This window comes from Kitasatospora sp. NPDC092948 (assembly GCF_044754805.1).
In the GTDB taxonomy this organism is placed as follows: domain Bacteria; phylum Actinomycetota; class Actinomycetes; order Streptomycetales; family Streptomycetaceae; genus Kitasatospora.
Genome location: NZ_JBIVPU010000020.1, coordinates 54,449 through 68,142, shown reverse-complemented (window position 1 = coordinate 68,142; position 13,694 = coordinate 54,449). Strand labels below are relative to the sequence as shown.

General features: G+C 74.4%; 17 protein-coding genes. 16 read left to right on the top strand and 1 reads right to left on the bottom strand.

Features of this window, described 5'->3' with window-relative positions; genetic code table 11:
* Nucleotides 1-5: 5 nt before the first annotated feature.
* Entirely contained in the window at nt 6-362 is a 357-nt protein-coding gene (locus ACIQF6_RS33990; RefSeq protein WP_400902115.1) for a GntR family transcriptional regulator, read from the bottom strand.
* A gap of 350 nt (nt 363-712) precedes the next feature.
* Here ACIQF6_RS33990 and ACIQF6_RS33985 point away from each other — a divergent pair, with 350 nt between their 5' ends.
* From ACIQF6_RS33985 to ACIQF6_RS33910, 16 genes are all read left to right on the top strand, one after another.
* Nucleotides 713-1,546, top strand: a complete 834-nt coding sequence (locus ACIQF6_RS33985) for a hypothetical protein (RefSeq protein ID WP_400902112.1) — start codon at nt 713-715, stop codon at nt 1,544-1,546.
* A 98-nt stretch (nt 1,547-1,644) separates the two neighbouring features.
* On the top strand, nt 1,645-2,244 hold the full coding sequence (locus ACIQF6_RS33980) for a hypothetical protein (protein ID WP_400902110.1): 600 nt from the start codon (nt 1,645-1,647) through the stop codon (nt 2,242-2,244).
* A gap of 179 nt (nt 2,245-2,423) precedes the next feature.
* On the top strand, nt 2,424-2,816 hold the full coding sequence (locus ACIQF6_RS33975; RefSeq protein WP_400902108.1) for a hypothetical protein: 393 nt from the start codon (nt 2,424-2,426) through the stop codon (nt 2,814-2,816).
* Nucleotides 2,817-2,818: 2 nt separating this feature from the next.
* Nucleotides 2,819-2,962, top strand: a complete 144-nt coding sequence (locus ACIQF6_RS33970; RefSeq protein WP_400902105.1) for a hypothetical protein — start codon at nt 2,819-2,821, stop codon at nt 2,960-2,962.
* Nucleotides 2,963-3,452: 490 nt separating this feature from the next.
* Nucleotides 3,453-3,890, top strand: a complete 438-nt coding sequence (locus ACIQF6_RS33965) for a hypothetical protein (protein WP_400902102.1) — start codon at nt 3,453-3,455, stop codon at nt 3,888-3,890.
* 96 nt (nt 3,891-3,986) lie between these two features.
* Nucleotides 3,987-4,358, top strand: a complete 372-nt coding sequence (locus tag ACIQF6_RS33960; protein ID WP_400902099.1) for a hypothetical protein — start codon at nt 3,987-3,989, stop codon at nt 4,356-4,358.
* A gap of 207 nt (nt 4,359-4,565) precedes the next feature.
* Nucleotides 4,566-4,820 (top strand): hypothetical protein, encoded by a 255-nt coding sequence (locus ACIQF6_RS33955; protein ID WP_400902096.1) that lies wholly within the window; start codon nt 4,566-4,568, stop codon nt 4,818-4,820.
* A 187-nt stretch (nt 4,821-5,007) separates the two neighbouring features.
* Complete coding sequence (locus ACIQF6_RS33950; protein WP_400902094.1) at nt 5,008-5,211, top strand: hypothetical protein; 204 nt, start codon at nt 5,008-5,010, stop codon at nt 5,209-5,211.
* Entirely contained in the window at nt 5,204-5,926 is a 723-nt protein-coding gene (locus tag ACIQF6_RS33945; RefSeq protein ID WP_400902091.1) for a hypothetical protein, read from the top strand. The genes ACIQF6_RS33950 and ACIQF6_RS33945 overlap by 8 nt, the downstream gene beginning before the upstream one ends.
* Nucleotides 5,926-6,150 carry a hypothetical protein gene (locus ACIQF6_RS33940; protein WP_400902089.1) on the top strand — a complete coding sequence of 75 codons (225 nt, stop codon included), beginning with the start codon at nt 5,926-5,928 and terminating at the stop codon, nt 6,148-6,150. Before ACIQF6_RS33945 ends, ACIQF6_RS33940 begins: the two co-directional genes overlap by 1 nt.
* A 39-nt stretch (nt 6,151-6,189) precedes the next feature.
* On the top strand, nt 6,190-6,528 hold the full coding sequence (locus ACIQF6_RS33935) for a hypothetical protein (protein ID WP_400902086.1): 339 nt from the start codon (nt 6,190-6,192) through the stop codon (nt 6,526-6,528).
* A gap of 89 nt (nt 6,529-6,617) precedes the next feature.
* Nucleotides 6,618-7,106 carry a hypothetical protein gene (locus ACIQF6_RS33930; protein ID WP_400902083.1) on the top strand — a complete coding sequence of 163 codons (489 nt, stop codon included), beginning with the start codon at nt 6,618-6,620 and terminating at the stop codon, nt 7,104-7,106.
* 75 nt (nt 7,107-7,181) lie between these two features.
* Nucleotides 7,182-7,706 (top strand): hypothetical protein, encoded by a 525-nt coding sequence (locus tag ACIQF6_RS33925; RefSeq protein ID WP_400902080.1) that lies wholly within the window; start codon nt 7,182-7,184, stop codon nt 7,704-7,706.
* A gap of 154 nt (nt 7,707-7,860) precedes the next feature.
* Nucleotides 7,861-8,337, top strand: coding sequence for a hypothetical protein (locus tag ACIQF6_RS33920; RefSeq protein ID WP_400902077.1), 477 nt, complete (start codon nt 7,861-7,863; stop codon nt 8,335-8,337).
* Between the two features lie 39 nt (nt 8,338-8,376).
* Nucleotides 8,377-10,665, top strand: a complete 2,289-nt coding sequence (locus ACIQF6_RS33915; RefSeq protein ID WP_400902074.1) for a hypothetical protein — start codon at nt 8,377-8,379, stop codon at nt 10,663-10,665.
* A gap of 289 nt (nt 10,666-10,954) precedes the next feature.
* On the top strand, nt 10,955-13,609 hold the full coding sequence (locus ACIQF6_RS33910) for a hypothetical protein (RefSeq protein ID WP_400902071.1): 2,655 nt from the start codon (nt 10,955-10,957) through the stop codon (nt 13,607-13,609).
* Nucleotides 13,610-13,694: the final 85 nt, after the last annotated feature.

Here is a 13,694-nt window from a genome sequence, read left to right as displayed (position 1 = left end):
GACTCCTACGTACTCGAGGAATTTCGAAACCCAGTCCGCTGAGCTTGTTCCAGCCCCTCGACGCGCTCGCGAAGCTCGGCAAGCTCACGTGCCAGATCCTCCAGCGTCGGAACAGCCGACGCTGGAGCCTCCGGGGAACTCACGAAGCTTCCGCGTCCTGCCTGGGAGTAGACGGCGCCGCGGGAGCGCAGCTCGGCCAGGGCTCGCTGCACCGTTCCGGTCGCCAGACCGTGCTCAGCAGCCAGTCGGCTGGTGCTGGGGAGCTTGTCGCCCGGGCGGAGCTCTCCGCGGCGGATCTGCGCAAGGACAGCCTGCACCAGCTGTTGATACGGCACCTGTTGCCGGCTCGGGTCGCTACTCATGGGCGCATCGTACATCCGGCGCTTCGCCATAGATAGCCATGGCATGCATGTTGACATAGTTGCCATGGATGGATACCTTGATTGAGCAAGGCCGGCGTTGACAACGCCGGAGCAAAACAGTGGTGTTACCCGCCTTCGGGCGGTGGCGAAAAGTCACTTCGGTGGCAGGGGTCGAGCCCTTAGCTCCCCCGCGTCGGACGCCTACATAGCAACACCAGAACCACTTTCTGAGCAGCGTGCTGCGCTGCCTGTCCGCCAGGACGCCGGCCGATCAGGCCGGGCCTGGCGGGCGGAGAGAGCAGCAACCCCGCTCCCCCGGACTTCCCCCTTCTCCCTGCCAGGAGGCCCCGATGCCCGCTCGCACCCGCACCAAGCGCCGCAGCTCCCTCCCCCCGCTCAGGCTCTCCACCCTGCTCCCCAGCAGCTACAACGTCCGCCCGGACGAGATGCACACCGTTGTCTGCCCGTCCTGCGATTCCTGGCAGCGGATCATGGGCGGTACGACGCTGACGATCCGCGACCACTACTCCACCGACCTGTCCGGCGCCGAGCTGGAAGCCGGACAGCGGGACACCCGCTGTCCCTCCGCCCGCCGGATCGTCGAGATCGACGTCAAGATTGCGGCCTGGGCGAAGCAGATCGAGGAGGGGAGCACCCAGGTCGCTGCCCGCCGGCCGACCAAGGTCCTGCGCAAGGTGCCGACCCCGAAGCCGCCGGCGCTCCACCAGCTCACCTCGGCCGCGCCGACCGCCGCCACCGCCCGCCGCATCTACGAGACGCACCGCTCCCGCTGCGCCGCTTGCACCGGTCCGGCGGCGCACTGCACCGACGGCCTGCGCCTGGAGGGCGACCTGCGGGTCGCGCTGTATCGGGAGCCGGAGCGCCGGGCCGCCCAGGCCCGCACCGAGCAGGAGCAGCAGAGCGTCGAGCGCGCCCAGGCGAAGCGGCAGCTACGGCGTCGGACCGCCGAGTGGGCTGAGCGGTACCCCGCGGCGGAGACCGCCGACATGGTCCGCCGGAGCACTTCCTTCGCGCTGCACGCGGACAGCCGCCGTCGCCTGTACGGCCCCGACCTGCAGGTCGAGGAGCGCGACACCCGCGAGGAGTCCCGCGCGCTGGCCGAAACCCGCACCGAGGCCGCGATCCGTGCGGCGAGCCCGGTGCGCCGGACCGTGGCGGCCTGAGCCGCCCTGAGCAGCACCACGAACTGAATCACCATCACCCCCGCTGCGGCGGCCCGGAATCTCCGGGCCGCCGCTTCTCGTCGCCCCTGGAGGCCACGTTGACGACCACGTTCGACACCCCGACCACTACCACCGCCCCGACCGCCACCGGCGCTGGCGCTGCGTTCCGCGTGACGTTCCTCGGCCTGGCCGGCCCCGCCACCGCGCCGTTGTACCGGCTTACCGACGCCCGCCTCGTCACCGCCACCGCGACGATCACCGACCGGCGGTTCACCGGCCGTACCGTGTGGCTGCACCTGCTCGCCGACGACGGCGCCCGTGGCCTGGCTCGTTTGGATCTGGCTTCGGCGATGACGACTCCCGCTGACCACTATGCCTCCGGTCGGCGGGTCACGGTGGTCGGCGTCGCCCGGACCCATCGCAACCTGGCGGCGCCGTACATCGCGGTCCGGCAGCTCGTTCCGGTGCCGGCCGTGCGGCCGGTCGAGGAGACGTTCCTGCTGCGGTACTCCTACGGCCCCTACGAGCGGCTGATGGAGCGGACCTTGACGCGGCGCCAGCTGGAGCTGGTCGGTCCGGTCGTGATGCGGGCCGCCGGCCGCGGCCACGCCTGGGACGTCGAGGTCGTCGACGCGTCCGGCCTGGACGTCACCGCCACCTTCGTCCGGTCGCGTGCCACCCGGCCCCGCGCGGCCTGACCCCACCGCCGCCGCACGGCCCGTCACGGCCGCCGCCCACCCCGCACACGCCGGGGTGGGCGGCGGCCGTGGTCGTCCGTACGACCAGCACCTCAGCCGTGAAGGGGGCCTCGGGGACTGCACCCCCGAGGCCCGACCGGCCACACCACCATGCCCACCAGGCGAGAGGAAGTACGACCGTGCCCACCATCATGCACCGTCAGCCCGACGACCTGACCCACTACTACACCCGCTACGCGTGCCGCCTGCAGGCCGCCGTCACCGAACTCCTTGCCGCCATCGGCCCGACCGCGACCGACCTCGACGAGGACCTCACCCAGGACGTGTGGCTGCACGTCGCCGAGCACGGCCTGCCCGCCCACCTGACCGGCCTCGACGCCCTCCTCACCATCGCCCGCACCCTCACCGACCGCGTCCGCACCGACCAGGCCCGCCACCGCGAGGTCCCCGCCGGCCTGATCCGCACCACCACGGACACCCCGGCCACCCGACCCGCCCCCGCCAACCGCCGCCGCCCCCGCACCACCACCCGCCGACTCGGCGGCCCGCGCCCGCAGATGGCGGGGTGCTGACGATGAGCCACCAGAACCTCGGCGACCAGGAAGTCGCCCGCCGCATCGAGTCCGCCAACGCGGCCGCCGCGGCGGCCGAGGCCGCCCGCCAGCAGGCCGAGGCGCTGCGCCAGCAGCAGGCCGAGCAGCAGGGAGGCGCCCGATGACCGCCGAGGAAGCCCAGCGCCAGCAGATGGACGAGGCGCTCCGCCGCGCCCGCGAGGCGGCCGCCCGCGCCGGCGGCCAGCAGAACTGAGAAGGGAGCAATTCATGCCCGACCACCAGTTCAACGGCGGCTACGGCGTGCCGCCGCAGCCGCAGCCCCTGCCGACCCCCGCCCCCGCGCCCGCGCCGCCGCCGGCCCCCGCGCCGCCGCCCGCGAAGTAGAACCCCGCCCCCACCCCTGATCCGCGCCACCACGGCGCCACCCACCCGAGAGGACCGACCATGACGCACCCCTTCTTCGACGAGAACGCCACCGAGGACGAGATCCACGCGGCGATCGAGGACAACGACGCCGCGGAGCTCGAGGACTTCTGGCGCGCCGTGGACAACGGCGAGTTCTGACCGCCCCGCGCCCGCACCGCCGCCCGCGCCGTCGCGCCCACCACCGGGCGCGGCGGCGCTTCTCTGCCCCACCTGCCCTGGAGGTTGTTCGTGAAGTACCGCGCCCGCACCGCCACCCCCGCCCGTCGCGCCCATTACGACGCCGACTCCTACCGCCGGTGGGTCGCGCGGCAGATCGGCCCGCGCCAGGTCGGAGGGATCTACCGCTCCGGCTACGCCGGAGCCGTCTACGAGGTCCTGGCCATCGACCCGGGCCCCCGCATCGGCGCGTGGCCGGTGTGGCGGATCACCGTCCGTCTCCTCGGCGCGACCGCGGCCGTCCAGCACTGCACCGCCTGGGAGGCCCGCGACCAGGTCCTCGCCGAGCCCGGCGAGAGCGCCCTGACCTACTGGGCCGAGCACATCCTCGACGGCCCCGTCCTCACCGCCGGCCCGACGGCGGGCGCGCTCCTGGAGCAGCGTCACCTGCTCGACGAGGTCGCCCACCCCGAGCAGGTCGCCGTGTTCCGCCACCTGGCCGCCGCCTGACCCGCGCCGGTTGCTGTCGTCCGCCGCCCCGCCCGGCCGCCGCCACCGCCACCGAGCTCGAAGTGACATCCAGACATCCCCCAAGAGGAGAACCGCATGCCCACCAGCGCCAAGAACATCGCGACCTTCGACGACATCGCCCGCCGCCATGGCAGGTGGCTCGCCTACCTCGCCGTCCAGGGCGGCGAGTTCGAGGCCCCGGACGACCCGACCACCGCCGACGTCGACGACTTGATCGGCATGACCCGCGCCGCGGCCGGCTTCCTTCGGTGGCTGACCGACGCCTCGCCGGTGATCACCTACGAGGACAGCGTGGAGGCCCTGGACGAGGCGCTGGCCTACCTCACCGCCGCCCAGGACGGCGACGGCGACGCCCGCTCGGCCCTTCTCACCGGTGCCCGCCGGGCGCTGGGGCCGGTCGAGGACGTCGCCGAGGAAATCGCGCTGGCCGCCGGCGACGACATCTGACCCCAGCAGATCTGACCAACCGCCGGCCGCCCGCCGCCGACCCGGCCCGTGCCATGCCGGGCGTGGCGGCGGCCGGCCCGGTGCTGCCCAGGCCGGCCGTCCCCCACCCCCGCGCGGGACGGCCGGTCCGGGGAGCCACCGGGCCCCGCACCACCGCACGCCGTCAGACCCCGCCGCCCGTACCACCCGTCAGCCGAGGAGTTCCCCTTGTCCCGGACCGCAACCGCCCAGTCCTCCGCCGCCGCGCAGGAGCAGGGCACGCACCACTACGTCCTCACCCTGCAGAAGCCCGTGCCGAACAGTGCCAGCTACGTGGTGGCCACGTCCTCCGGTACCTGCTCGCCGACCGGGATGAGCCGCCAGGACGTCTACACGTGGCTGGTCGGGGAGATGGTGCGCCGGACCCCGCAGCTGGCCGGCGCCTCGACCGTGTTCTTCGATCTCCGGCCCAACCAGATCTGACCGACCGCCGGCCGCCCGCCGCCGACCCGGCCCGTGCCATGCCGGGCGTGGCGGCGGCCGGCCCGGTGCTGCCCAGGCCGGCCGTCCCCCACCCCCGCGCGGGACGGCCGGTCCGGGGAGCCACCGGGCCCCGCAGCACCGCACAGCCCCACCTCCGCACCCCTCGCCCGAGAAAGGGCCGCGCACCATGCACATCACCTCCGACAAGGTTTTCGCTGTCGGTTTCGCCGGGTCCGCCGTGACGGCCGGGATGCTCCTGGTCGCCGAGACCCTCACCGCCCGCGCCGGCAGGCGCCGCGCCGCGCGCCGCCGTCGGACCGTCGTCGTCAACGTCTCCGCCGCCCAGGCCGGCCAGGCCTCCGAGTCGACGCCGGAGCACGCCGATGTCTGACGAGCCGATCGAGCCCACGACCGTGGCGCTGTCCTCCGAGCGCGACGACGACGATGACGACGCGTCGCAGTCCGGCCCGGCCGTCCCGCCCATGCCCGCCCAGCCGCCCTCCGCGGGCGTCCCGCCGCAGCCGCCCGGCCCGGGCAGCTGGTGGCGCACCGGCGGCGGGGGCGGCGGGTCGGCTCCCGCTCCGTCGGGCGGTTCCGGTTGGAACAGCGGCGGTAGTGGTGGCGGTTCCGCCCCCGCCCCGTCGGGCGGCGGCTCCGGCTGGGGCGGCGGTTCCGCCCCTGCCCCGTCGGGCGGCGGCTCGGGCTGGGGCGGCGGTGGCGGGGCGGCGACCATGACCGCCCCCGCCTGGTCGCCGCCCGCGACCTACATCGCCGCGCAGTACATCGTCCAGGCCCCGCCCGCCCCGCCCGTCCCGGCGCCGCCGCGGTTCGACATCCGCGTGGTGCGCCCCGTCCGCAACGGGATCGCGCTGATCATCGGCGGTGTCGTCGCCGAGACGTTCTGGAACAAGCTCCTGCACGTCGCCGGTGACTCGTGGGGCGTGATCGTGGCGTTCCTCGCCGCCTCGGCGGTGTTGGAGTGGTGCTACCACGACCACCGGAAGCTCCGGTGGCTGGTGCGGGTGCACACCTGTTCCTGGGTCGCCGCCGGACTCATCACCCCCGCCGGCCTGCTCGGCCTCGCCTGGATCGGGACGGGAGCCTGATGTCTTCCGTGCCCACGATCCTGCTGGTCGGCTTCACCGTCCTCGCCCTGCCCTATGCCGCGCTGATCGTCCTCGCCCACGCCGTCGCCGCCTGGCGCGGACACCCGTGGACCCCGGACGAGCTGCGGCGCCGTCAGGCCCCGCTGCTGGCCGGCACGGTCGCCGTCGCCGCGCTGTACGCCGCCTACGCCCTGCTCACCGGCCTGGCGCGCCTGCTCACCTGACCCGCCGCCCGGTACCGCCCCCGATTCCGCGAGGACGTCGTGATCATCATTCGTGACCTGGTGGTCGCCGCCGCCGGGATCCCCTACCTGCCCGCCCCCCGCGGCCGGTTCGCCGAAGCCGGCCGCCGCCCCGCCGTCGCGGTCGTCGCCGACCTCGCGGGACTCGCGCTGTCCGTGCCGTGGTGGCCGGGACGCGCCGCCGCCGGAGCCGTCTACCTCCTCGCCGCGGTGCGGCTGTGGCGCCTGGCCCGCCGCGGCTCCTCCCACACCCGCGCCGCCGCCGGCGACCTCCTGGTCCTCCTCACCCCGCCCGCGGTCTCCGCGCTCACCGGGGTGCACCTCATACCGCTGCTCGTCCACCTGATCCTCGCCCACTGACGGGAGAAGCCCGCCGTGCCCGCCCCGCCCCGCCCGCCCACCTGCCCCGCCCCGCCCGTCGGTTCCGTTCGCCGCCGCAGGAGGCGCGGGTGACTCCCACTCAGCTCTCGGTCGGCGGCCTCGGCCTGGCCCTGGCGATCCTGGTGGGCACCGCCCTGCGCTGGTGGCGCCGGGGCTTCGAACTCCCCGACACCTTCGCGCTGGCCGGCGGCCTGCTGTCCGGCCTGCTCTCGGCGCTGTGCTCCGGCGGCCTGCTCGGCCTCGCCACCCACCTGCTCGTCACCCGCGCGACCAACCCGCTCGGCAACAAGGTCACCGGCGGCGGAAGCGAGCAACTGCTCGCCCACCCCGGCGACGCCGGCCTCACCCGCCCCGGCGGCGTCGCCACCCTGCTGATCGCCGCCGCCACCGCCCTGCTGTGGAAGTGCTGTGACGCCCGACTGCGCGCCCAGATCGGTGCGGGCGCCGTATCCGGCTCCGCACTCGGCCTGGCCGCCGGCATCTCCGGCCTCGCCGCCGCCACCCTCGTCCCCGCCGTCAACGCCCTCGGCGCCCAGTTCCTGGGCGCCCTCCACTGACCCGCCGGCCGCCCCGTCGCGGCCACCCGATCCCTCTCTTTTCTCTTCTTCGTCTCTCCTCAGGAGGTCACCACCGTGTTCGAGACCGCCACCACGCTGACCATCGGCGGACTCTTCGTCGGCCTGGCGCTGCCGACCTGGCACATCAGCAGGTTCGCCGTCGGCAGCATCAAGAACGGCAACCAGGCGACGAAGGGCGCCCTGGACCTGGTCCCGATGGCCGCCGGCATGCTCTACGGCGGCATCGCCACCGCCACCACGTCCGGCCTGATCGGTTTCACCACCGGCGCGATCACCTGGTTCGGCAACAACGCCGGAAGCCTCGCGATGTGGGGCTCCACCGGCGGCAACACCACCCTCGCCGCCCGCACCTCCCAGTACGAGCTCACCGGCATGGGCAACCTGATTCTCCTGCTGCTCACCGTCGTGATCCTCGGCGCGTGGAAGAAGATCCCGACCAAGGCCAAGCCCCGCATGCGCCTCGGCATCATCTCCGGCACGCTGCTCGGCCTGTCCGCGACCCTCGGCGGCCTCGTCATGGCCACCGTCATCCCGCTGGTCAACTCCGCCGGCCAGGCCCTCGTCGGCACCATCGCCTGACCCGGCCCGGACGCCACCGGTCGCCCGCACCCACCCGCCACCCGGCCCGCACCCGCGGAAGCCGGCGGCGCGGCGTGTGCGGACGGCCGCAACCGCCCGGACCGGTCGGCCCACAGCCACGAGTACCGCCGACCCCTGCGAGAGAGGAACCCCGATGATCGGAGACAAGCGCGCGGCCCGCCGCCACCAGGAATACCTGGACGAGCGGCGCCGCGACCGCGAGCGCGAGCTGCGCACAACGCTGGACCGCGCCGCGGCCCTGACGGGCATGCTGCTGGTCATGCGGCCGGACACCTGGCACCACCTGCGCCGCCGCCCGCACCTGGCCACTCTGCTCGCCGGCCTCGACGCCACACGCTTCCACGGCCACCCGGCCGGCCTCGACGCCCTCATGACGGTCGCCCTGTCCGGGCCGCAGCTCGTCCACCTCGCCGCCGTCCTGCACGCCGACATGGAGTCGGACGGGACGGACCCGGCCGAGCGCGCCGCCCGCGCCATCGCCCGCCGCCTCTACCCGGTGCTCGCCCCGGCCATCAGCGCCGCCCACCCCGGCTCCCCGTACCTCGAACCGGCCCCGGCGTCCACCCGCAAGATGCCCATGGTCGTCCTCGACTCCCCCGACAACGCCTGACCCGCCGTCCCTTCACCGCCCGCCGCCCGGAGGAGCACCGTGACCACCTACCCGCCCGAACCGATCGTCATCGACCTGGAGGCCGAGGGCGAGTTCCTCACCGACGGCCAGCCCGGCCCGAACCGGGGCGGCCCGCCCCCCATGGACAGCGCCGGCAGCGGCGGCGCGGGCGGCGACGGCGCGGGCGGCGACGGGCCCGGCCTCGGCACCCGCCTCGCCGCCGCCATGGCCCGCCAGGGCCGCCGCGAGTACACCGCGTTCCGCCAGGGCCTGACCGTCATCAAGGACGAGACCGGCCAATGGGTCAGCGCTTCCCAGGAGACGCCCGCCCATCTGCGCGCCGCCCTGCTGAACCGCCGTTACACCCAGTGGCATGGGAAGAACGCCTCACAGATCGAGGCCCTGGAGGAGAAGGCCGCCGAGCTGGAGAAGCAGGCCCGCCGCGCGCTGTCGGCCGGGCAGAGCGAGGAGGCCACCCCGGCCGACCACAAGGCGGCCGTCCAGGCGGCCGAGGCCCTGCGCGGGGAGGCCGCGGCCTGGCGCCAGCGCGTCCGTGAGATCCACCAGCAGGCGTACACGGGCCACATCGACCCCAGCGACGCCGAGCTGGAGAGCCACCGTCGCCGCACCGCCAACCGCCGCCGCGTCGGCCTGGCCGTCCTGGTGCTCGCGGTCGGCGGCCTCGAGCTCGCCATCGGCGGCTTGGTCCTCCCCTCCCTCACCGCCGCCGGCTTCACCGTCGCGGCCTGGGGGAAGGGCCGCTTCCCCGCCTGGCGCCGTGAGCTCCCCGATGTCCCGTCGCTGGCGTACGAGCCCGACACCGACAAGAAGAAGGAGAAGAAGAACAAGATGGAGAAGACCGAACAGGCCGCGAACGTCGCTACCGAGGCCCAGCCCCTGCGGATCGGCCAGGCCACCACCGAGGAGCAGGCCGGCACCGCCGTCCTGCGCGCCCTGACCGGGGAAGGCCTGGCCATCGGATCGGTCACCGACGTGACCCGTGAGAAGTGGGGATGGAAGGCCACCGCCCACCTCATCAAGGGCAAGCCGGCCGACCTGGTCCTGCGCCTGCCGCAGCTGGACGTCGCCCTCGGCGTGCGCGCCGGCGGTGTGATGGCGCAGCCGCAGACGGCCGCCGCCGGATCGGTGGTGCTGCGGATCCTGCTGGGCGACCCGTTCGACCCGATGCCTCCGCACCCGGCCTACGCCCCGCGCTCGAACTCGATCCTGCGGCCGTTCTCGCTCGGCCCGTCCATGGACAGCAGCCCCACCCAGGTCACCATCGCCGGGCAGAACATCATGGTCATCGCCGTCCCCGGCGGCGGGAAGTCCGCGATCGTGCGCACGCTCGCCGACTACATCACCAGCTGCACCGACGCGATCGTGGTCGATGTCGACCCCACCGGCCGCGGACTCGGGCCGCTGCGCCACCTGGCCGCCCAGCGCGCCTACACCGACGAGCAGATCGACGACGTCCTCGACTGGGCGATCCGCGAGGCGGAGATCCGCACCGAGCAGATGGGCGACGACGTCGACAACTGGCAGGTGACGGACGACTCGCCGGCGGTGTTCGTCGTCGTCGACGAGCACCCGCAGCTGACGAAGGACCAGAAGCAGAAGGTGATCAAGCTCGGCCGGATCGGCCGCAAGGCGCGCGTCACGGTGATCCTGGTGAGCCAGGACGCCACCAGCGACGTCGTGGGCGACGCCATCGCCGACGTCTTCGGCATCCGGATCATGCTGCCGTGCCGGAAGGCCGACGTGCCGCTGGTGGTCGGCTCGGACACCGCGATCTCCGAGGGCTGGATGCCGCACCGCCTGGTCCCCAGCCCCGGTGACTGGGACCTTGCCGACGCCGGCGCGTTCTACATCATCGCCCCCGGCCTGCGGGACCCGATCCTGCGCAAGGCCACCTTCCTCAACGCCCAGGCCGCTACTCTCCGTACGCAGGAGCGGCTCGCCGCCGGGACCGTCACCATCACCCCGGAGCCCGCCGAGGCGGGCGGCGACGAGGACCTGCCGTCGGTGCTGCTGGCGATCCGCGAGGCGTTCGAGAAGCACGGCGACCCGGGCTTCCTTCTCACCGACCAGGTCCTCGAGCACCTCGCCACCACCGGAGACGAGTGGCGCAAGTGGGACGGCCAGGAGCCCGCCAGCCGTCGTCGCGAGGGTGTCAAGAAGATCGGCAAGGACCTCAAGCAGGCCGGCATCACCGCCCTGTCGACGGTTCGCCGGTTCGACCTCGACAGCAAGAACCCCCCGTCGGGCTACCGGCTGAGCGACATCGAAGCGGCGTTCACCACGCTCCGCGGTCAGCACGCAAAGTAGCCGCGCGACGGCCTCGCCGATCCGTGCCGCGATCCGTGGCTGATCTGTGCCGACCCGTGCCGGACACGGATCAACCACGGATCAGCGCGGATCGCCCACGGATCAGCAAACGGATCGTGAACTGCGGAAACAGATCACACGGATCAGATCCGCCCACCCCCTGGAAACGGCCCCGACACCGCTTGTCGGGGCCGTTTCCGCACCCAGTCCCCCATCGGTGCCGGAAGCCCTCCCCGGCCCTTGCGGCCGTCACGCGCCGTTACCACTACAGACAAGGAGCCTGCCGCCCATGGCCCCGGCCAGCCGCACCCGCAGCACCACCAAGAAGCCCACTCAGGCACCCGCCGGCCGCACCCGCACCCGGGCTTCCTCCGCGCCGAAGACCCCCACCCCGACCACCCCGGCGAGCCCCGTCGGCCCGTCTCCGGTGGTCCCGGCCGGGCGGTCGGCCGACGAGATCCTGGCCGACGCCGCCGACCGCGCCGCCGACATCCGCGACCTCGCCCAGGCCGACGCCGACGCCCTGCTGCGCCGTGCCTGCCGCGCGGCCGACGCCGAGCTGGCCACCGCCCAGCAGTGGACCGAGGAGACCGAAGCACTGCGCGAGCAGGCCGCCGCCGAGGTCGAGACGGTCACGCAGCGTGCCGAATGTGCTGCCGAGGCGATCCGCACCGAGGCCGGCCAGTCGGCGGACTGGATCACCGGTCTCGCCAGGGCGACGGCCGGCAACCTGACCGCCGAGGCCGAGCAGCGCGCCCAAGCGATCCTCACCGACGCCCGCCACCAGAGCGACACCCTGCTTACCGAGGCCGAGGAGCGGGCCGATCAGATCCGCGATCAGATGCACCGCGCAGCCGAGGAGTCGCGCGTCCAGGCCGAGCGGCACGCGGCCAAGGTCCGCGCGGACGCCGCCGCGCAGGCCGACGCCACGCTCACCGATGCCCGCACCCGGACCGACGGGCTGCTCGCCGAAGCCCGCGAGCAGGCCGAGGAACTGCGCGAGCAGGCCGACGCGGCCGGCCACGCGCAGGCCGACCGGCTGCTCGAGGACGCCACCGAGCGGGCCGCCGGCCTCCTCGCCGAGGCCGAACAGCAGGCCGCGAAGGTGCGCGCCGAAGCCGAGCACGAAGCCCGGCAGGTTCTCGACCGCGTCGAGGAGCAGGCCCGCGCCCTCGCCGCCCAGGCCGAGCAGGCCGCCGCCGTCCGCGCGGAGAACATCCTCACCACCGCCAAGCGCGACGCCGCCGACCTCACCGAGCAGGCCGAGCGCCAGGGCGACGAGCTGCGCCGCCAGGCCGCCGCCGACGTCGCCCAGGTCCGCGAGCAGCTCGGCCGGGCCCGCGACGAACTGTCCCGGGTGCAGGCCGAGACCGCCGGGGAACGGGCGCAGGCGGAGGCCGAGCTGGCCGACACCCGGACCCTGGCCGCGACCGTGCAGCGCACCGCGCAGCTCGCCGCAGACCAGGTACTCACCGAGGCCGCCACCGGCGCCGCCGACGTCCGCACCCGGGCCGCCGAGACCGCCCGCGAGCTCGTCGCCGCGGCCGAGGAGGAGGCCGCCCAGCACGTCCTGGACGCCGAGGAGCGGGCCGGTCGGATCACCGAGCAGGCCCGCACGGAGGCCGACCAGATCCGCGAGGACGCCGACCAGGCCGCCCAGGCCGAGGTCGAGCAGGCCGTCGCGGAGGCCGCCGAGTTGCGCGAACAGGGCGCGCAGGACGCCGCCGACCTGCGCCAGCGCGGCCAGGAGCACGTGGAGCGGATCCGGACGGCCGCCGAGGAGGCCATCGCCGCCGCCACTGCGGAGGCCGAGGAGAAGCACCGCCTGGCCGCCGCCGTCGCCGGCCGGGCACAGGCCGACGCCGAACGCCTGCTCAACGGGGCCAAGCGCGAGGCGCGGGAGATCCAGGCCGCCGCGCGCGAGGACCTCGCCGAGGCCCAGGCCGACATGGCCGAGACCCGCGCCGAGGTCGAGACCCTGCAGGCGGAGGCCCAGCGGATCCGGGAGGCCGAGGCCGCCCGCCAGCGCAGCAAGCCCCGTCGGGCATGGCGGTGGTGGAGCACCACGGGCGTCTCGAAGTTCCTGCCGAAGCTGGCGCTGTGGGCGGGCGTCGGTTACACCGCCGCCGGTGAACACCGCCTGGCGGTGATGGCCGGCGTCGATTCGTCGCTGGCCTGGCTGCTGCCCATCGCCGTGGACGTCTGGGTCGTCGCGGCGACCAGGGCGCTGTCGCGGGTCCGCGGGGCAGCGGAGCGCAAGCGGATCCGCGGGGAGGTCGTCGTCGCTCTGGCGGTGATGATGCTCTGCCAGATCGCCGCGCTGCTGGCGGAGCTGCACCTGGCCGGCGTCGAGCTTCGTGACGGAGCGTGGCGGGTCCAGGCCTGGGTGGCGGTGCCGCTCGCCATGGTCGTGCCGGTGGTCATCTGGCGGGTGCACGCCCTCATGGGCCACGGCCCCGCCGCGCACGACGACACCGCCGAGCGGCCCGGCGCGCCCGCGGGGCCCGAGACGGACACGGCCGACGCCCACGGCGGATCCGCGCCGCGCCCGCCGTACGGCGGCGAGCCGCTGCCCACCACCCACGGCACCTTGCTTCCCGCCCAGCCCGCGAGGGGCGAGCGCTCATCTGAGCGGGAGATCGCCGCAGGTGGCGCAACCACCACCGCCCGCCGCGAACTCGAAGCGGGCACCTCGTGGGCGGTGCCCGCCCACGAGGTCGGAGCCATGAGCGACCAGGCACTCAGCCTCGCCCGGCAGGCGGCCGTCCGCCCGCTGTACGACACCCTGGGCGCCCGCCCCACCGCGAGCCAGATCCACGAGGAGCTCATGCGGCGCGGCCTCGCGGACCGCAACACCTCCCGCTCCACCTGCCAGCGCGTCAGGGACGCCCTCGAAGCCCGCGAACCCGGCCTAGCCCCTCTGCGCAACCTCCACTCCGCGTAGCCGAACGTGAGGCCGAGACCCCGGATGCGGGAGCGAAGCAAGCGCTCCCGCATCCGGGCCTCGTTGAACACCGGACCACTGCCCC